Origin of the sequence: Rhodococcus sp. JVH1, assembly GCF_000280725.2 — a bacterium.
Classification (GTDB): domain Bacteria; phylum Actinomycetota; class Actinomycetes; order Mycobacteriales; family Mycobacteriaceae; genus Rhodococcus_F; species Rhodococcus_F jostii_A.
The window spans coordinates 4,539,812-4,558,578 of sequence record NZ_CP166289.1 but is presented as its reverse complement, the minus strand read 5'-3'; the positions used below and the strand labels follow the sequence as shown (position 1 = coordinate 4,558,578).

Genomic DNA, 18,767 nt, shown 5'->3' with positions numbered 1-18,767 from the left:
GTATCGGCATGGCGCAGGGCATTACGAAGTGCGCAGAGTTCGGCGTGTACGGGGACCGTGACGAAGCATTCCGGGTCTGCGCCGGGCTACGCGCCCAGGGATACGACGCGGGGGTGTACGGCGGCAACGGTGCGCGGCTCGAACACGTTGATCCCACGCAGCCGGCACCCGATACGGACGCGCATCTCGCACCTGCACCCGAGGGGGCGTCGGAGAGCGCGCCGTGAGAAGCGTCGACGTTGTCGCTCGCCGTCCCCGATGGGGTTGGCATCGTCGAGGAAGTCCCTCCTGCAGCCGTCTTTTGCTGCAGCGGAAGGACTCACAGCATGTTCGCGCCGGCGCGAGCCGCGTAGCTCGGTGGCGGCTGCAGCAGCTACTGGTCTGAACTGATGCAGCCTGGACCGCTCCGATGCTCCGGACCATCGGGGTGCCTGCTGGTGTATACCCCGGCTGCGCCGCACCAACGCGAACACCTGGGCGGAGATCCGGCGGGGCGTCGGGCGGCCCCGCAGATGCTGCGGGCACCTGCTGTGTCCGGCGTCGTGACCGTCCGCTTCCCTATCACCGGTCGCGGGTACACGGACGCCACCCCTCCGACAGAGAGCGTGTTGGCCGTGCCGGCGAAACAGGAACATCACACACCCCCGGTGCCGATCAGACGGTGGCCCGAGAGCCCGCTGCCAGCCACCGGCGGCATCGAGGTCCACCGTCGGCGCCCTCTGGCCGCACAAACACACCTGACGCTGGAGTTGGTCCGGATCACCGCGTTCGACTCCGGGCTGAGCGTGCATCTGACGCTTACCGCCAACGGTCGACCCGCGGTGGCGGCGCGGATGTAGACCCGCCCCCTCACCGACGCCCGCGACAGCTCCGGGCACTGGTCGTACCTCGATGTCTGGATCGGAGCCGATCAGCTTGCGGTCGCCGACCCGTACCGTGCCCGTCCGGACCTGCGCGCCGGGGACGGCGGCGTGTGCATGTACCGCACCGAACCGCATTACTGGATCCCGATTTCCCCACCCACACCGTTCCTGACGATCGCCGCCGAATGGGCCCAGATCGGCCTCGAATCCGTCGTCACCACCTTGAACCTGACCACCCAGCCCCGCAGCTGACCACTTCCCCTCACCGGGATTCGTCAGGCATTCGCCCACCGTGTCAAGGAACGCGGTCGCGACGTCAGGCGGCCAGGTCCGGGGGATCGGGAGCGTCGACGTCCAGGAGGAAGTCGAGCCAGATCAGGGCGTCGGCGAGCAGCGTGGCCCGCTGCACCGGGTCCAGCTCCCGCCCGGCCGCCGCGAGCCGCTCCTGCCCTGCCTCGGGGTCGTCGGCCAGGAACGCCCCGGCCGTGCGCAGCACCCAGTCCCCGGATTGCGGAAGCTCCGCGGGGTCGACTACACCGCCGTCCGTGCGATGCACGTCAACGGCGAACTCCTGTCCCGACGGCGCGGGTCCGAGACGGGCCACGATCACCTCCGCGATCGCCTCGACCACCCAGGCCAGCACCTGCTCGTAGTCCGGATGCCCGGAACCGGGATGAGGATTGCACCCCATCGCCGACAGCGCATGCGAGAGGGTGGCACTGTCGCGGTCTCCGACCAGCTCCACCAACCGTCCCCCGATGACCGCCGCATCGACCGGCCGCGGCGCCTCTGAATCGATGACCACCGAGTGCCCCGCCACACCGGCGTGCACACCGGCACCCGCGTCCGACGCGACCGGACCGGCGTGCACGCTCGCTCCGGCCGTGTTCGGTGGTGACCCCGCCCGCGCCTCCATTGGGTTACGACACGATGGTCAGATCCGACTCCGTTTCCTACACCATCTTCATGGAGCAACCAGTGTTGCGAAATAGGACACAAGTCATCTCATCCGTACTTTTACCCTTCTCAGGTGCGCACTCCATATGCATATTCGGAGCCGTTCCATGTCCCATCCCCCCGCTAGAGGAGGTCGCGAACTCGCGCAGCCGGGCGATACTTCTACCTCGGCCCGCGCCCCACGTTGGTGCGCCCACGGCGGCGGCCCTCCCGAGGTGATCAGAACCGATTTCGGGATGGACACCGCAGCGTTCTGTCGGGCACTGGTCGCGTATCTCGACGTCGCCGCGCCGGCACCGCTGCGGCCGCTTGGTCGAGCAAGTGATCACCGTCGCTCGTCGAAGGTTCTGGCTGGGCACCTGAACTTAAAGAGACCGTCCGGACTGATTGTGAAGGATGTTGTTTGCGAAAGGATTACCGCGGTGACAGGTCCGCAGCACAAATACCCGTGAGTGAGATGAGTGAGACCGATCCGATGACTTGTATATCCGCTCGTGCGCCGAACACTGTGCCGGCTTCCCGCCGTGAAGGTACGCCACGGACCGGACTGCCCGCCGACCGTGATCGTGGAGATTGGCGCATGCTGGGGTCGTGCCGGAACGTCGAGTCGTCGTTGTTCTTCTCTCCAGAGGGGGAGCGTGGTCGGGACCGGGCGCGGCGCGAAGCGCGCGCCAAACGCGTCTGCCAGGACTGCCCGGTGCTCACCGAATGCCGCGAGTACGCCCTGGCCGTTGCCGAACCGTACGGAACGTGGGGCGGGATGTCCGAGAACGACCGCAGACGGCACATCCGGCCCCGGCAAACAGAGGGGCGGCCCACCGACCTTCCTGTCGAGGAACCGGTGCGCTGACAGACGATGCGCCGCCCCGAGAACTTCCACATCCAGTCTGGAATGCACGGGGTTGCTCGAAATCGACCCGCGAGCGCCCCTACGAGATTCTTCGGACTGAGTCTTGATGTAAGCGGTTGCGGTACTGAGCATTTGGTAGCTAGCTCGGATGCCGATGATTCTGGCGTCTTTGATCACCTCGCGGCCGCCGGTGCTGTGCCGGGGCGGCATGAGCACCGCGGAGATCAAAGCGAGGATCGAGGCCATGTTCGCCGACGACCGACGACCGGTCAGCCAGACGGGTCCACTCTGACACATCAAGGGGGACAGGATGAATGTGCTGCTTCTGCTGGTTTTGCTGATCACCGCGGTCGCTGTCGTGCTGGCGATGCAGACCGACGAGTAGTCCCGCTTTCGGCACTGAACGGCGCGTCACCGACCGGCGTTCTACTGGTCTTCGTTCCCTTTCAGCAGTTCATCGATGGTTGCTGTCTCGGGGGCTTCCTCATGGTCGTCGAAGAGCGTTCCGATTCCTCGATCACCACCAGCCGGAACTTCCGCACCCCGGCCCTTTTGAACACCATTCAAGAAGTCGGTGCCGACCGGCTGCTGTTCTCCGCCGACTACCCGTTCGAGGACATGCGCGAAGCCGCGGAATGGTTCGACCGGCTGGAAATCAACGACAACGACCACATCAAGATCGCCCGCACCAACGCCCAAGCACTGCTGAAACTCTGAGCCCGCGGCGGGACCACGGATATCGAGCTGCTGTTTCTGCTGAACGATGAGGAGCATCGAAGGGGCGACAGCGGCAGACACGTAACGGAATCCATCACCAACCTGCCGAATCCACACCACACTCACGGTATCCGTCCATCAACGCGTGAAATCGTGCGACAGCTCTCAGTGCGAATCGGGTACTCCAGGGCAAATCCATCCGGCGGCGTTTGTGCGACACAGAAGCGTGCTGCAGGCGACGCCGTGCCGACATAGGACACGTGCCGCGGGCCCAGCCGATTCGCCCGTATGTGGTCGAGATCGTCATGGGCGCGGTGAAGGGTGCGGGCCCAGTGCTGGGTTCGTCCATGTGTGGCGGAGTCCAGGGCATGCGGAACAGGTGGAGGTCGTGGTGCGCACCGCGACCGGGCGACGAGTCGGGATGCTCTCCGACGGGTGCTCTACATCTTCTCGCCGGGCAGGTTGCTTGCCTGCTCGATCCAGGAACGCAGCCGTCCCTCGTCGAGATCGTCGTCTTCGCAGATGTCGACGTAGCGCACCTCGGCGTGCTTGGACGCCTTGGGCGGAACAGGGTCCAGCGAGGTCCCACGGAAGAACTGAACCTGGACGTACTTCGTGTAGCAGCGGAAGCTGAGGAACCAACCCTCGCCGTCGTGCCCGTAAAACGGTTGGTTCCACTTCACGGCCTTGTGCACATCGGGGACGGTCCGCACGATCAGGCTATCGAGCCGCTCGCCCAGCGAGCGCTTCCACTCGGGCATCGCGGCGATATAGGCCTGCACCGGTCCGTCACCCTCCTCCTTCGGGATCTGCGGGTTCCCCCGGAGAGCAGCTTCGGTTCGGAGCCAGCGTTCTTGTTCGCGTTGTTCCTACTGGTCGGCATCGATCCTCCATCGTTTGTGCTCGTCACACACGGCCGAGATGGCGGTTTATGCGTCGAGCTGTGAGCGCCGCTCCCGGCGCCCGGCACCACGAAGGAGCCACCCACTCGAAGCCGGCGGGCGAATGAAACACATTTCGTCGCCGTCCACCACTCGCGGAGACCGCGGCAGCGCACACAAAAAAACCCGTCGCGGCCCGCAACCACAACTTACCTACGGTGAACTCGCGGAGCCGGTGCACCGCGCTCGCGGTGTTCACCAACAGCGCCGAGAAGGGCGGATGGCACCCCGCACCACTCACACTGAAGATCACGATCATCCGCCGCCGGGTCGGAGCAATTTCTCGACACGTAACCCAGCGGGAACCTGTGCGGAGGTCAACCAACCAGGGGACGGTAACTCTCTAGCTCGAGAAGCGACCGCACATGTCCCGCTTCCGCCACGGCCGTCACCTCATCGAGGTAGGCCAGGACGGGCCGGATCGGCGGTCTAGGTCGTGCCCGGGTCGCAGAACTGGACCTCCAGACGATCACCGGCCGTGGTCGCCTCACTACTGACTGCACCGACATTCAAGTTGTACTGCGCAGTCCCGCTGTGCCGTTAATCGAGCCAGGCTCGGCTGCGCGACCATGAGCGAACAGGCAGGCATCACGCTTGCGGCATTCGCCGAGCGCGCTCACATACGACTCGAATCCAATTCCGGCTCCGCAGAGACGTTCTCGTCGGGCTCCGGGGCCGATGCGAGCTTGCTCGGCCACCAGATCTTCTGCCCGATGTCGACGGTGAGGGCGGGCACCAGGAGTGACCGCACGAGGAGTGCGTCGAGGAGCACGCCGAACGCCACGATGAAGGCGATCTGCGCGAGGAAGATCAGCGGGATGACGGCGAGCGCCGAGAAGGTCGCCGCCAGAACCACTCCCGCCGACGTGATCACGCCGCCGGTGACGGTCAGGCCGCGGAGCGCTCCCCGGCGCGTGCCGATGCGCCGGGCCTCTTCCCGGACCCGGGTCATGAGGAAGATGTTGTAGTCGATTCCGAGGGCGACGAGGAACACGAACGCGAACAGCGGGACGACGGGATCGGCACCCGGGAACCCGAAGATATGCTCGAAGACCAACGACGAGATGCCCAGCGTCGCAGCGAAGGACAGGACGACCGTTCCCATCAGCAGCAGCGGCGCGAGTAGCGAACGCAGCAGCAGGCACAGGATCGCGAACACCACGAGGATCACGACGGGGATGATCAGGGTGCGGTCACGCGTCGATGTGGTCTTGGTGTCGAGGTCCGTGGCGGTGGTGCCGCCGACCAGGGCGTCGGCGCCGTCGATCGGGTGGACGGCGTCACGCAGGCGGACGATGGTGTCCTCGGCCGCGAGGGAATCGGCCGGATCGGTCAGGGTGGCTTCGATCGCCACCCGGCCGTCCACCACCAGTGGGTCCTGCATGCCGGGGGTCGACAACACGGTGATGTCGCCGACGCCGTCGACCCGGGCAGCGTCGGCTACCGCATCGCGGGAGTCCTCGTTCGCGATGATCACGGCCGGTGAACCGGAGCCGGCGTCGAAGTGATCGCCGACGATCTGCTGGCCCGCAACGGAATCGACTTCGAGCAGGAACGTCTCGGACTCCGCGACCCCACTCGCCTCGAACTGGGGCATCAGGAGCGCGAAGAGCACCAGCACCAGGCTGGACGCCACCCAGAATCGGCGCGGGTGCGCACCGATACGCGCCGCGAGCGCGGCCCAGAACTTGTGGTCTGCCGCCTCGTCCTTCTCGGCGTGCCGCGCGTCGAAGGCGGGCCTGCTCGGCCAGTACGCCATCCGGCCGAGGAGCACGAGCACCGCGGGCAGGTACGTCATGGACGCGACAAAGGAGGCCGCGATACCGACGGCCGCCACCGGCCCGAGTCCGCGGTTGGAGTTGAGATCGGACAGCAGCAGGCAGAGCACACCGGCGATGACGGTGCCCGCGGAGGCGGCGACGGGTTCGAGCGTCGCCCGCCACGCGGTCCGCATGGCGCGGTACTTGTCCTGCTCGATCCGCAGTTCCTCGCGGTAGCGAGACACGAGCAGCAGTGCGTAGTCGGTCGCGGCACCGAATACCAGGATGAACAGGATTCCCTGGCTCTGGCCGTTCAGCGCGATCACACCGGCGTCGGCGAGCAGGTACACGAGGAGACTCGACAGTCCCAGCGCGAAGACGGCGGAGGTGATCACCGCGAACGGGAGGATCGGGCTGCGGTAGACGACGATGAGGATGAGGACCACGACGACACCCGCCACCAGGAGCAGCAGTCCGTCGATTCCGGCGAACGCCGCGGACAGATCCGCTACCTGACCGGCGGGCCCGGTGACGAGGACGGTGAGACCGTCCGGTGCGGCGCCGAGCGCGTCCCGGAGTTCTGTGACGCTGTCGCCGACCTCGCCGGCGCTGTCGACGGGCACGAACGTCTGCAGCGCCCGGCCGTCTGCGGACGGGATCGGCGGCGACACCTCGTCACCGAATCCCTCCGAACCGGCGAAGGAGTTCGCGGTGCGGGCGAGGAACTCGGTGTCGGCCGCGGTGATCCCCGACGTCCGTTCGGCGACGACGATCGCGGGCACGAACTGAGTGTCGGTGAAGTCCTTCTGCAGCGCGGACACCTCGGTGGCCTCGGCGGACGCGGGCAGAAACGACGTGCTGTCGTTCTGCTGGACCGAGGAGAGTTTGCCGGCGAACGGACCACCGAAACCGCCGACGGCCAGCCAGACGATCACGAGGAGGGCTGGCAGAATCCACCGCAGGCGACGAACCGGGCGTGGTCGGGCAGTTGTGGTCACGTGCTCTCCAATGCTGGACGGTTCGACGACCGGATGTCCGGATTGCGATGTTCCCATTTTGTTCAGCCTGCTGAGCAAATTGCAAATGGAGGCGAAGAGATGACGAGCGACGGCATGGACGAGTGGCCCACCGGACGGCTGTTGTCCACGGCTGCGCGGCTGGTCGAGCACTCGTGGGAGGACATCCTCCGGTCACAGAACATGACCCACGCGGGCCTCATCTGCCTGCACACGATCGCCGACCGGCCGGCCTCGCAGCGGGACATCGCGAAGGTCTCGCGGGTGACGGACCAGACGATCAGCCGCACCATCGACCGCCTCGAGCGAGCCGGGTACGTCACCCGGGAAACCGACCCGCTCGACGAGCGGCGCAAGCGGGTCGCGATCACCGAGTCGGGTCGCGCGATCTACCGCCGCCTGCTGGCCCTGGAGAAGGAGGATGCGGCCCTCACCGCCGCCGTCGGCGACGTGGGGCCGCTGCGCGAACAACTCCTCCTCCTCGTCCGGTCGCTGGGACTTCCGACCCGGGACTGATCGTCGTCGTCACACATTCGCAGGCAGGGCGATGACGACCTCCCGCTCGTTCCCCGGCAGATAATGGACCGTCACCACCCGGCCGACCTGAACGTGCCCGACACTGCGCGGCGGCAGGAACTTCTCGACACGGGTGGTGAACGTCGTGCCGTCGGGCCGCGTGACCGCCAGCCCGAGTTCGATCTTCGAACTCCCGTTGCGGATCTCGCCGGGCACACTGAGCGACTGCACCACCGCCTGCGCGGGAACGCCACGAGCCGCGATGTCGAGCTTGCCCGGGATGGTGAGTCCCTGACGAATCATGGATCGGTTCAACGCGTCCTGCGCCGTCGACGCGTCTCCCGACCGGTCGATCTCGACCTTGTCGGTGCGCCCCGGCAGGTAGCGGACGGGGAGAACGACACCCGGGCGGAAAAGAGCCAACTCGGTGAGCGGCACGATCATCCTGGCGTGCGAGTCGAAGGTCTCGCCGTCGGCGCCCTCGACGCCGAGGTCGATCCGCACTTCCGGTTGATCGTTCAGCGTCATGCCGGTCTGGCGCACCGACCGCACCGTCCCGATCCCGACGGCGCCCTGCCGGAACGCGGCACTGTTGCGCCCGGTGAACGCCGCCAGCACGCTGTCGCCGGTGAGGGCGAAACAGACCACGACCACGCTGACCGCGACGATCGGCCAGATCATCTGCGGGCCGACCCACGACAGGGCGTCGATTCCGTAGTTCGACCGTCCCCGATCGCCGAGGCCGTACCACAGGTAGTAGCCGACCGACCCGACGAGAAACACCAGGGCGGCGGCACGCACGATCTTCTTCACGATGAGTCCTCTCCGTGCCTGAACTGGGGGGAAGAACGGGTGGGACGCGCGCGAACTCGACTGCCGCGACTCCGCGCGCGTCCCGGGTGAGCCGGCTCAGCCGCCCACCACGGTCGAGCATGCGAACGTGATGTCGAACTTCGACGAACTCGGCGCGGTCGGGTTGCTCATGTCGGGCGCGCCGACGCCTTCGCCGCTGATCGTGTAGGTGTCGCCGTCCTTCACGACGGTCGCGGAGCCGCCGGGCATTCCCTGCCCGAAGCCGAGGGCGTACGGGAGGCCGTTCGACCCGCCCTTGCTGCCCGCGATTCCGACGGCCTGCACGGTGTCCGCGCCGGTGATGGTCGCGGAGACCGCCAGGTCGCCGTACGTCGAATTGGCGGTGTCTGCCAGCGCCAACGCCAGGGTGTCGCCCTGCTTGGCGCAGGTGGCGTCGAAGTCGGCTTCCAGTGCCTTGCCGTCGACGGCGGCCGAAGACGCGCCTGCCGGGTTCGCGGCGGCCGGGGACTGTTCGGAGCTTCCGCCGCCGGAGTTGCTGTCACCGGTGTCGCTGCAGCCCGAGACGAGCAGGGCGACAGCGGCCGCTGCCACGATGCCGGCGGTGTAGACGCGCTTCTGAGTCCGAACGATCTTGTTCATGATCCGTCCTTCACGTTTTCGTGAGGGGCGCTCGGCGCCCGTCGTCGATTCCTTCGGCTCGCGGACTGGAGCCGATGTGAGAAAGGTAGGAACGTCTCGCGCCCTACCGATCCCAGATTTGTCGACCCGTCGACGGGGCATCCCTGCGGTAGCCTGCTCGAATGCGGACGGCATCGAGGAGCTCAGTGGCTGCTCGGCGACCGCGAGCGATGGTCCTCGACGAGGTGTGGCGCGAGCTGGACGGGGTCGAACCGCTCAGTGGGCCGGACGGCGGACCCCTGAGCCGCACCGTGAAACTGATCCTCGATCCGCTGGTCATCCGCCCGGTACAGAACCCGCTGTGCGCCGGTCCGATCGTCACGGCCGACGGGGCGCAGTTGCTCGCCACCCGGGTGCACGCCTCCGCCGACGCGCTCCGCGCCACCGCCGCCTGGTTCACGCTGCTCAAACGGGTTCGCCGGGCGCTGCGCATCACGGACGGCAACCCCCAGGACCTGTATTTCCAACGCTGTTTCGAACTGGCGACCGGTTCGGGCACCCCCGACCCGCTCCGGAGCGAATCCGTCGCCGAGGACACGTTGCGCGACGTGCACGATGTCGCCGCAGGCCGCACCACTCAGGCGTTGAAGGCCCACGTCACCGACCCGGAACGGGCACGCGAGCTGAACGCCCTGATCGACGTCGCGTGGGGACGCCGACCGCTGTCGGGCGCGGCCACCGTCGACCACGCCGACGCGATCCACGTGGTTCTCGACGCCTGTCCCGGCGCGCGCCTGGAGCAGGACGGCGACGACGGACGGCAGGCACTCGACAGCCTGCTGGCCGGCCACGCGGGAACCCACCGCGGGATTGCGCTCTGGACAACCGACGCCTCTGCCCACCGGCTCGGGCTGACGGCGCATCCCGTGCCCGCGCCGCCGCATCTGGGAGCGTCGGCGTCCACCTCGACCCTCGGGCTCCCGTTCGACCGGTCCGTCTACGAACGCGTCTTCACGGTGCTCCGCGCGTCGACCGACCGTGCGGAGCTGCCACCGATCCACGAACTGGTCACCACCGAGATCGCCCGAAGTTGCTCGCCCTGGGCGCTTCTCGACGAATCCCTGCGGGTTGCGGCGACGACGGGCGTTGCCCTGGCGACCGGTCTCCGTCCGATCGGTACCGCGCCCTCTCCTGCGGGCACGGACACCACCGCCGTCCGGGTGATCAACGGCCGCTGGCAACGGGAGGCGTATGTCCTGCAGGCACGCCGCCTCACGGTGAGCGCCGACGCCGCGTCGCTGCCCGAAGCCAATCCGCTGACGGCCATCGCCGCCGAACTCCTCGAGCCGTGGCGGCCCTACCTCCGCCGCCTGTGGGTCCGCCTCCACGGCCGCGACGTGCGCGAGTTCTCGGTCCACGAACCGGACGAGCTCTGGGACCTCCTCGACGGAGTGGCGCGATCGGTGATCCTCGACCACCGCATGCGGGTCAAGCAGGCGCTCAGTGCAATTCCGCTGACGGATGCGGCGGGTGCTCCCGAATCGAGGGCGAGTTGACCCCCGGCACGGTGCGGATCGAGCGCGCGCCCGACGGGGTATGGGTCATCGCCCCCGACGACGCACCGAGTGTCCTGGACGACGCCGCGGGCATCCACGTGGCAGTGCTGGAAGTGCTGGGTGGGCACCTGTCGTGGAGTGTGCTCGCCGACCACACGGTCCCGGTCGCGGTGCTCGACGACGTCGCGTCGGCGCAGAACTGGGTGTGGGCCGTGTTCGGCGAGGAAGTCGCGCTCGCCGTGGCCGCCGGCTCCGGGCACGGCGTCACGGTCGAGCCGGCGCGACCGCGGGTGGCCGCCGGTGCGAGGCGACTCGCGTACGCGCACTGGGCGGCGCGGTGGTGGCCGGCCTCGACGATCGACGCCATCCCCCCGCTCGACGAGGGGCTGTTGAACGGCGAGATCGCCACCCTCGTCGAGGAATGCGATCTACTCGTCGACGGAGACGACGCCGTCGTGCCGACGGGCCCGGCGCTCGCCGACCGGCCCCGCCGGGCAGACGACTACGCCCTCGCGGCCGGCGCGGCGGTCGCGACGCTGCCGAGCACGCTCGTCCTGGCGCGCGGTACCACCGGATCCGACTGGCGCCGGTACCCACCCGGGCTCGTCGACGCGTCCGAGCGTGCGGTGTCGTGGGAGGTGGTGCGCGCCGCCGGGAACACGACCGTGCGAGTGAGCGTGGTTGCGGCACCGGGCCTTTCCGAACCCATGCCGGCGCATGTGCGTCCACACGCGCTGATCGGCGCCGCATCGGGCACCGCTGACGTCGTGCTTCAGCTGTCAGGGGATGTGTGGTCCGGCGAGTCCGCCGCACCACCGGGCTCGGAATCCGGGGTGTCCGTGGACGTGCACCTGCCCGGGTTCGGTGTGACCGGTCAGGCCGACGACGGAGGTCCCGAGGCCCGGGAGCGCGTTCGGGCCCTGGTCCGCCGGCGGCTACGCCGGGCTTCGGAGACGGCGGCGGACGACGGGCCGGACGCGCCCCTGCTCGCCGAGATAGCCGCGGCCGCCTCGGATTCGGACTTCTGACGTGGGAGATCAGATGGGGCGTGACCTCCTCGCGGCCGGCGCGGCAGCGTACTCCCGCGGAGAGGTCGCCGAGGCACTCCGGACGTTCGAGCAGGTCGCCCGCTCGACCACCGGCGATCTTCGGACGAGCGCGATCATCAACGCGGCCAGCATGTCCGACGAGCTGGGCGATCACACGAAGGCCGTCGACCTCTACCGGGAAGCCCTCGCGGAGATGCCGGCCGACGCGATCCGGAAGCGTCCCGCGGCGCTGGTCAACCTGTCGCAGGCCCTGCAGCACATCGGCGACCTCGACGGCGCGCAGGACGCGCTCGAGCAGGCACGGCGACTGCTCGCGGCAGCCGACGATCAGGGCGACCTGCGCGTCGCGTGCCTGCTGTCACTGACCGCGGTCGCGATGCACCGGCAGCAGTGGGCGCACGCGGCCGACATCGCCACCGAGTCCCTCGACGCGGCGGTGCGTTTCGCCCCCGCGCTGGCGGGCCACCCGCTCATGAACCTGGCCGCCATCCACTTCGAGACCGGGCGCTTCGACCTCTCCGACGACTTCGCCGGGCAGGCGCTCGAGGCGTTCGAGACCGCGGGCGACGTCAGCGCGGTCGCCGAAACGCAGCAGAACCTGGCCATCATGCGCGTCCGCTCGGGGCGGCCCGACGAAGCGGAACCGCTGGTGCTGTCGAGCCAGACGTACTTCGAGCGCGCCGGGATCGGCCACCGGGCGGGGATCGGATCGAAGGTGCTCGCCTTTCTCGCCGAGGGCCGGGGCGACACCGAACGCGCGGCGACGCTCTATCGCCGCAGCCTCGACTGCTTCCGGGCTTCCGGAGCAATACTCGACGTCGCGGACGTCGAGACCCGCCTCGCCACCGTCGCCTTCGGTGAAGGGCGACCCGACGAGGGAGAGACACTGCTCGCCGCCGCGTTCGACACGTACCGCGGGCTGGGGCTCGGGCTGCACTGCGCGCAGGTCGACTTCTGGCACGCAGCCCTCCTCGAGTCCACGCTCACAGCGTCCGAAACTCCCGACAGCGCGGTGCCGGCACGCGCCACCGCGCTCGCGGTGCCCGCGGCGATCGCCATCGACGCCGTGCGGTACACACTCCCGAACGGGCGTCAGCGCGAGCAGTGGAACCGCGAGATCGCGGATCCGGCGATGCAATTGGCGTTCCGGCTCGCGTACGCCTCGGGTGACGCGCGCCTGGTGGCCGATCTCGTCGAGGCACAGTGCGCGGGGACGACGGTGGACGTCGGCCGCGCCGGGCACCGCACCCCGGCGCGGCTCCCCCTGCAGTTGCCGGACCTTCCCCCGGCAGGCACGACCGACACCGAGGGGTCGTTCCTGCTCGGCGCCGCACTGGCCGGAGTCGCGGCCGGCGCCGGTCTGCCGGTGCCCCTTCCCCCACGGCTCGCCCTGACGTCGGATGGGCGAATCGCGCTGGACAACTCGATCGCGGTCGCCGAGGAACGCTACCGACGCGCGGTCCGGGACAGCCGGGTAGTGCCTGCATGGTGACCTCTCCCAGGTGTCATCGTCGTCACACCACACGTTCTGCGACCACCTCAGGTGGTGTGGGTGGAGTGCGGCACTGACCTGCAATGCTGCCGATTCTGCGACCATTGATAGCCCCACCCAATCTATGGAATAGGTCTCATAGATTGGACCTATTCCAATCTGCTGGATAGCCTCGTCACTGTTGGATTCCCCGTCTCCCCGAATAGAGGTTTCAATGGCCCTGATCAACACGCAGATCAAGCCCTTCGCCGCCAACGCCTTCAAGGACGGCGCGTTCATCACCGTGTCCGCAGACGACATCAAGGACAAGTGGGCGGTCTTCTACTTCTACCCGGCCGACTTCACCTTCGTCTGCCCGACGGAACTCGGCGACCTCGCCGACCACCACGAGGAACTTCAGCGACTCGGCGTCGAGGTCTTCTCGGTGTCCACCGACACTCACTTCACGCACAAGGCGTGGCACGGATCGTCCGACACCATCGGCAAGATCAAGTACGCCATGATCGGTGACCCGACCCAGGAGATCAGCAAGAACTTCGAGGTCCTCCGCGAGAACGAGGGACTGGCCGACCGCGGCACCTTCCTCGTCGACCCCGACGGAGTCATCCAGTTCACCGAGGTCACCGCAGAAGGCATCGGGCGCAACGCCGCCGAGCTCGTACGCAAGGTCAAGGCCGCTCAGTACGTCCGGTCGCACCCGGGCGAGGTCTGCCCGGCCAAGTGGGAAGAGGGCGAAGAGACCCTCGCCCCGTCGCTGGATCTCGTCGGCAAGATCTGACGCAGCCAGTCGTACCGCAGGCACGGGCTCAGATTTCCTGAGCCCGTGCGGGCGGTTCCCGGTGCTCAGCTCCCGTGGGGGCAATCGGTGTCGCACCAACACCTTCCGGACCACCTGAACCAGAATTTCCGGTTTCCGATCCCCTTGTCCTCCCGACCGATGGAGTAGATCCTCATGCTCGAAGCCTCGCTTGCCGGCCAACTGAAGTCCCTGCTCGAAAAGCTGACCCTGCCGATCGAGCTCGTGTCCTCACTCGACGACGGACCCAAGTCGGTCGAACTCGCCGAACTGCTCACCCAGATCGCGGCGATGTCGGAGAAGATCACCTACGAACGCCGCGACGACGACACGCGGCGCCCGTCGTTCGCGGTCCGCCGCAGCGGCACCGACATCGAGGTCCGCTTCGCGGGCATCCCTCTCGGCCACGAGTTCACCTCACTCGCACTCGCTTTGCTCCAGGTCGGCGGTCACCCGTCGAAGGAGGCACCCGAACTGCTCGAGCAGGTCCGCGACCTCGACGGCGACTTCCACTTCGAGACCTACTTCTCGCTGTCCTGCCAGAACTGCCCCGACGTGGTGCAGGCCCTGAATCTGATGTGCGTGCTCAATCCGCGCATCAGCCACGTCGCGATCGACGGCGCCCTGTTCCAGGACGAGGTCGACGGCCGCCAGATCATGGCTGTCCCGACGGTCTTCCTCAACGGCGAACTCTTCGGCTCCGGCCGGATGAGCCTGGAGGAAATCGTCGGCAAGCTCGACGTCGGTGCCGCCGACCGCGCCGCCGCCGCGATCGCGCAGAAGGATCCCTTCGACGTTCTCGTCGTCGGAGGCGGTCCGTCCGGCGCCGCGGCCGCGGTATACGCCGCGCGCAAGGGAATTCGCACAGGCATCGCCGCCGAGCGCTTCGGCGGTCAGGTACTCGACACCATGGCGATCGAGAACTTCATCTCCGTCCCCTACACCGAGGGACCCCAGTTCGGGTCGGCGCTCGAGAACCACGTCCGTCAGTACGGCGTCGACATCATGAACACGCAGCGGGCCGCGAAGCTCGTGCCTGCCGCCACCGAGAACGGCCTCGTCGAGGTCGAACTGGAAAGTGGTGCTTCTCTTCTCGCGCGCACCGTGATCCTGTCGACGGGTGCGCGGTGGCGTTCGATGAACGTGCCCGGCGAGGACGCGTACCGGAACAAGGGTGTGACCTACTGCCCGCACTGCGACGGACCGCTGTTCAAGGGCAAGCGCGTCGCCGTGATCGGTGGCGGTAACTCCGGCGTCGAGGCCGCAATCGATCTCGCGGGACTCGTCGAGCACGTCACTCTCGTCGAGTTCGATTCGGTACTCCGCGCCGACGAGGTGTTGCAGCGCAAGCTGCGCAGCCTCCCGAACGCCGACATCCTCCTGAGCACGCTCACGACGGAGGTCCTCGGGGACGGCAACAAGGTCACCGGCCTGACCTACCAGGACCGCACGACCGACACCTCGCACACGCTCGACGTCGAGGGTGTCTTCGTCCAGATCGGCCTCCTGCCCAACACCGAGTGGCTGGCCGGATCGGTCGAGTTGTCCGACCGCGGCGAGATCGCGATCGACGACCGCGGCCAGACGTCGGTGCCCGGAGTGTTCGCTGCCGGCGACTGCACCACCGTGCCGTACAAGCAGATCGTGATCGCCGCCGGCGCCGGAGCAACGGCAGCGCTGAGCGCATTCGATCGGCTCATCCGGACGGGCGTACCCGCCGAGGAGTCCACCGCCGCAACGGTCGCGTAGCTCGGCCGAGGTCGACGAGCCGTGCCTGCACGTCAGGCACGGCTTTCGGCTTTCAGATCGACCCGGGTGCCGGTACTCGCGCCACAACCCGGGTGGGTAGGGGATGCTGGGACGGTGCCGACTCACCCGTGTCACCCACCGACCGCGATCGTCCGGATGGCCGACGCCGGCGATCTGTACACGTCGTGGCGGTGGACCCACGACTCGCACGCCGGCGGGGTCGGCGTCGCACCCGCCGCGCAGGTGGACGCAGCCCTCGCCGCGCTGGCCCGGGCTCTGCCCGACCTCACGGATCCGCAGGGGCTGCCCCACGCGCTGACGGCGGGCGGCTTCTCCGCCTACGAGTCGGAGCATGATCTGGCTCAGCTCCTTTCACGCACATTTCTTCCGTTCGGCCTCGCGCAGCAACTGCACGAGCTGCTCACCCGCGGGGTGCGGCCGCACCTCCGGATCCAACCGTCGCCCCGCGTCGCGCAGGTGCCGTGGGAACTGATCGCACCCGACGCCGGGCTGCGTCTCGTCGACATCGCGGACGTCAGCCTGCTGGCTCCGCTCAGCATCGTCCACTCGCCCGGCCGGCCGGTCCGAACCTGGACGCACACCCGGCAACTCCCCGTCGTCGCGGTGCTCGACCCGCGGGTGCCGGGCTACCGTGCGGATTCGGAACTCGGCTCGGTCCTGGGGCGGATGGCCGCGGACAGTCCGCTGTCGCAGCGGGTCGCGACGTACGCCGGCGAGGGCCGGCTGCTCCCCGACGTGGACGGACCGACGGACTGCTTCCGCCGTGAAGACGTGGACCGGGAGTGGCTCGGCGCAGCGTTGCGTGAGGGTGCGGGCCGGCTGATGTATGTCGGTCACGTCACCGCGGCGGCACCCGAATCCGGTCAGAGCGAGCACGCCGAGCTGCACCTCGCCTGCGCCGCGGACTCCGTCGGGTTCGCGGAGCCGACCCGTGCTCACCGACCGTTGTCCGCGAAGGACCTCCTGCTGGGAACGCACACGCTCACGCCCGAGCCGATCCGCGGCGCGGAGTTGTGGCCGATCCCGAGCAGGGTGGCGCTGATCGCCTGCGAGAGCGGTGGTGACCTGCGGTTCAGCGAGGCACTCGGGTTGGTCTCCGCGATGATCGCCGGCGGGGCGGAACTCGTCACGGCCAGCCGCTGGGCCCTGCCCACGGACCTCGCGTTCCAGCGCATCGCCGGCGCCGCAGCACACGCGCGTCCGCTGCAGGACACCATCTGCTCGATCGACGCGGCGCACGAACTGCCCGACGCGGTCGGCGCGCTCTGCGACTGGCAACGCGAGCGGGTGGCCGCCTGGCGGGACGAGCGGAGAATCGAGCACTCACCGGTGCTGTGGGCGGCGTTCGCGACGGTCTCCACCCACTGATCCGCCTCGGCCGTCCGTTCCCCACATCGTGTCGGCCGGTCGTTGTACCGTCGTTGCTGTCGGTTCCGGCACGAAGAAGGAGCATGTCCCATGACCTCTCGGCTCAACCCCTACATCAGCTTCGACGGCAACGCGCGGCAGGCAATGGAGTTCTACAAGGACGTCTTCGGAGGCACCCTTGCGTTGAACACGTTCGGTGAATACGGTGCGCCGGAAGGCGAAGGCGCCGACAAGATCATGCACGCCATGCTCGAGTCGGACACCGGCTACACGCTCATGGGTGCAGACACCCCGCCCGGGATGGAACACAACCCGGGAACCAACATCGCGGTGAGCCTGAGCGGAGACGACGGCGACGAACTCCGCGGCTACTGGGCCAAGCTCGCCGACGGCGGATCCGTGTCCGTGCCCCTGGAGAAGCAGATGTGGGGAGACGAATTCGGCGCCTGTACTGACAAGTTCGGCATTTCATGGATGGTCAACATCGCCGGCACACCGAGCTGATCGCAGCGCCGGGTAGTCCCGCAGATCGATGTCGGTGGCGAAGGAGTCGGTCAGCTTCATCATCAGGCCGAACAGGAAAGTGGACTTGAACGTCCAGTTGCGCAGCCTGATTCGAGTAGCCGACTTCGGCGCGAGAAACGGTCCGGCACTGCCCTTGCGGGCGATCTTCGCGTACCCGAGCATCTTTTCGTTGTAGCGTCCGAACGCCACGCGGTGGTCGCCGTCTGCAGCGGCGAGCTCACCCGCCAGGACGTACGCACCCACGAGGGCGAGGCCGGTCCCGAAGCCGCCCAGCGTATTTCCGTACGCGGCATCACCGACCAGGGCCACACGGCCGGCGGTGTAGGTATCGGTCTCGACCCTCGCGATCGAGTCGAGGTAGAAGTCGGGCGCGTCGTCCAGGTGCGCGAGTAGCCGGGGCACGCGCCACCCCGCTCCGGCATACGCGGCGGTGAGCATTCGTTTCTGCTGGGTGATGTCGGCGCGGCCGTACTCGATCCGGTCGGAGGCGAAGACGAACAATTCCGGAGCCTTCGGTCCGCCGACCACGGCCATCCGTCCCGGCTCGTTGTACATCAGTCCCGTCCCGCGTTCCCTGTCCGGCGAGGCGTCACTCGCCGAACCGGTGGTCCCGACGACGGCGTAGTAGTACCCGAGGAATCGGACGAACTCGTCCTCCGGCCCGAACCGGTGGCGACGAACGGCCGAGTGGATGCCGTCGGCGCCGAACACCAGGTCGAACCGGCGTGCGTCCGACTTCTCGAACGTGACCTCGACACCCGAGTCCGTGTCGACCAGCGCGGTGACGGAATCGCCGAAGAGGTACTCGCACGACTCGGCGGTGCGCCGGTAGAGGATCTCGGTGAGGTCGCCCCGCGCGATCTCGATGTCGCCGCCGACGAATTCCCCGGGGATGGTCGCCAGATGCCTGTCGCGTTCGTCGACGATCAGGAGGTCGGTTTTCCCGGTCTGGCGACGGAGTACGTCGTCGAGGATTCCCATCCTCTCCAACACTTTTCGGTGAACCTCCCCCTTGAAGTCGACGGCCTGGCCGCCGAGCCGAAGGTCGGGCGCCCGCTCGACGACGGTGACGGCGTATCCGCAGCGGCCGAGCCAGAACGCCAATGCAGGTCCGGCGATGCTTGCACCCGAGATCAGGATGGTTCTGTTCGACATGGGAG

General features: G+C 68.0%; 19 protein-coding genes. 13 read left to right on the top strand and 6 right to left on the bottom strand.

All coding sequences use genetic code 11. The annotated features are described in order from the left end of the window. Positions 1-8 precede the first annotated feature (8 nt). From JVH1_RS21045 to JVH1_RS21035, 3 genes are all read left to right on the top strand, one after another. Positions 9-227 (top strand): hypothetical protein, encoded by a 219-nt coding sequence (locus JVH1_RS21045; protein ID WP_009476211.1) that lies wholly within the window; start codon positions 9-11, stop codon positions 225-227. A 210-nt stretch (positions 228-437) separates the two neighbouring features. Next, positions 438-839, top strand: coding sequence for a hypothetical protein (locus tag JVH1_RS21040; protein WP_157174024.1), 402 nt, complete (start codon positions 438-440; stop codon positions 837-839). Between the two features lie 138 nt (positions 840-977). Next, positions 978-1,115 carry a hypothetical protein gene (locus JVH1_RS21035; RefSeq protein ID WP_009476213.1) on the top strand — a complete coding sequence of 46 codons (138 nt, stop codon included), beginning with the start codon at positions 978-980 and terminating at the stop codon, positions 1,113-1,115. A 64-nt stretch (positions 1,116-1,179) separates the two neighbouring features. Here the strand turns inward: JVH1_RS21035 and JVH1_RS21030 are convergent, their stop codons facing one another. Beyond that, on the bottom strand, positions 1,180-1,734 hold the full coding sequence (locus tag JVH1_RS21030) for a hypothetical protein (protein ID WP_009476214.1): 555 nt from the start codon (positions 1,732-1,734) through the stop codon (positions 1,180-1,182). 543 nt (positions 1,735-2,277) lie between these two features. On the opposite strand from JVH1_RS21030, the gene JVH1_RS21025 reads away from it, so the two are divergent. Together JVH1_RS21025 and JVH1_RS21020 are read left to right on the top strand one after the other, a co-directional pair. After that, positions 2,278-2,670, top strand: a complete 393-nt coding sequence (locus JVH1_RS21025) for a WhiB family transcriptional regulator (protein ID WP_371113016.1) — start codon at positions 2,278-2,280, stop codon at positions 2,668-2,670. A gap of 486 nt (positions 2,671-3,156) precedes the next feature. After that, positions 3,157-3,387 carry an amidohydrolase family protein gene (locus JVH1_RS21020; protein ID WP_009476216.1) on the top strand — a complete coding sequence of 77 codons (231 nt, stop codon included), beginning with the start codon at positions 3,157-3,159 and terminating at the stop codon, positions 3,385-3,387. Between the two features lie 440 nt (positions 3,388-3,827). Here the strand turns inward: JVH1_RS21020 and JVH1_RS21015 are convergent, their stop codons facing one another. Both JVH1_RS21015 and JVH1_RS21010 read right to left on the bottom strand, forming a co-directional pair. Further along, positions 3,828-4,169 (bottom strand): DUF1801 domain-containing protein, encoded by a 342-nt coding sequence (locus JVH1_RS21015; protein ID WP_009476218.1) that lies wholly within the window; start codon positions 4,167-4,169, stop codon positions 3,828-3,830. Between the two features lie 775 nt (positions 4,170-4,944). After that, positions 4,945-7,143 (bottom strand): MMPL family transporter, encoded by a 2,199-nt coding sequence (locus JVH1_RS21010; protein WP_009476220.1) that lies wholly within the window; start codon positions 7,141-7,143, stop codon positions 4,945-4,947. A gap of 42 nt (positions 7,144-7,185) precedes the next feature. Between JVH1_RS21010 and JVH1_RS21005 the strand changes: the two genes are divergently transcribed. Next, entirely contained in the window at positions 7,186-7,620 is a 435-nt protein-coding gene (locus JVH1_RS21005) for a MarR family winged helix-turn-helix transcriptional regulator (protein ID WP_009476221.1), read from the top strand. Between the two features lie 9 nt (positions 7,621-7,629). Here JVH1_RS21005 and JVH1_RS21000 read toward each other — a convergent pair whose 3' ends face one another. Then, the gene (locus tag JVH1_RS21000; protein WP_009476222.1) at positions 7,630-8,433 is read right to left on the bottom strand and encodes a hypothetical protein; all 804 of its coding nucleotides are present in this window, start codon (positions 8,431-8,433) and stop codon (positions 7,630-7,632) included. 96 nt (positions 8,434-8,529) lie between these two features. Further along, positions 8,530-9,072 (bottom strand): lipoprotein LpqH, encoded by a 543-nt coding sequence (locus JVH1_RS20995; protein WP_009476223.1) that lies wholly within the window; start codon positions 9,070-9,072, stop codon positions 8,530-8,532. Positions 9,073-9,281: 209 nt separating this feature from the next. Here JVH1_RS20995 and JVH1_RS20990 point away from each other — a divergent pair, with 209 nt between their 5' ends. The 7 genes from JVH1_RS20990 (at position 9,282) to JVH1_RS20960 (ending at position 17,586) form a co-directional block, all read left to right on the top strand. Next, positions 9,282-10,607: a hypothetical protein gene (locus tag JVH1_RS20990; RefSeq protein WP_043779996.1), complete on the top strand. Its 1,326-nt coding sequence runs from the start codon at positions 9,282-9,284 to the stop codon at positions 10,605-10,607. Next, positions 10,604-11,635, top strand: a complete 1,032-nt coding sequence (locus tag JVH1_RS20985) for a hypothetical protein (RefSeq protein WP_009476225.1) — start codon at positions 10,604-10,606, stop codon at positions 11,633-11,635. Before JVH1_RS20990 ends, JVH1_RS20985 begins: the two co-directional genes overlap by 4 nt. A 13-nt stretch (positions 11,636-11,648) precedes the next feature. Further along, a complete protein-coding gene (locus JVH1_RS20980; protein WP_009476226.1) occupies positions 11,649-13,148 on the top strand; it encodes a lipopolysaccharide assembly protein LapB in 1,500 nt (499 codons plus the stop codon). A 214-nt stretch (positions 13,149-13,362) separates the two neighbouring features. Next, positions 13,363-13,926 (top strand): alkyl hydroperoxide reductase subunit C, encoded by a 564-nt coding sequence (gene ahpC / locus JVH1_RS20975; RefSeq protein WP_005250059.1) that lies wholly within the window; start codon positions 13,363-13,365, stop codon positions 13,924-13,926. Positions 13,927-14,100: 174 nt separating this feature from the next. Further along, positions 14,101-15,693, top strand: coding sequence for an alkyl hydroperoxide reductase subunit F (gene ahpF / locus JVH1_RS20970; RefSeq protein WP_009476227.1), 1,593 nt, complete (start codon positions 14,101-14,103; stop codon positions 15,691-15,693). Positions 15,694-15,807: 114 nt separating this feature from the next. Continuing rightward, the gene (locus JVH1_RS20965; protein ID WP_009476228.1) at positions 15,808-17,082 is read left to right on the top strand and encodes a CHAT domain-containing protein; all 1,275 of its coding nucleotides are present in this window, start codon (positions 15,808-15,810) and stop codon (positions 17,080-17,082) included. A 90-nt stretch (positions 17,083-17,172) separates the two neighbouring features. Next, the gene (locus tag JVH1_RS20960) at positions 17,173-17,586 is read left to right on the top strand and encodes a VOC family protein (protein ID WP_009476229.1); all 414 of its coding nucleotides are present in this window, start codon (positions 17,173-17,175) and stop codon (positions 17,584-17,586) included. On the opposite strand, the gene JVH1_RS20955 is transcribed toward JVH1_RS20960, so the two are convergent. After that, positions 17,551-18,762, bottom strand: a complete 1,212-nt coding sequence (locus JVH1_RS20955; protein WP_009476230.1) for an FAD-dependent monooxygenase — start codon at positions 18,760-18,762, stop codon at positions 17,551-17,553. The two genes, JVH1_RS20960 and JVH1_RS20955, sit on opposite strands and share 36 nt — an antisense overlap. Positions 18,763-18,767 lie beyond the last annotated feature (5 nt).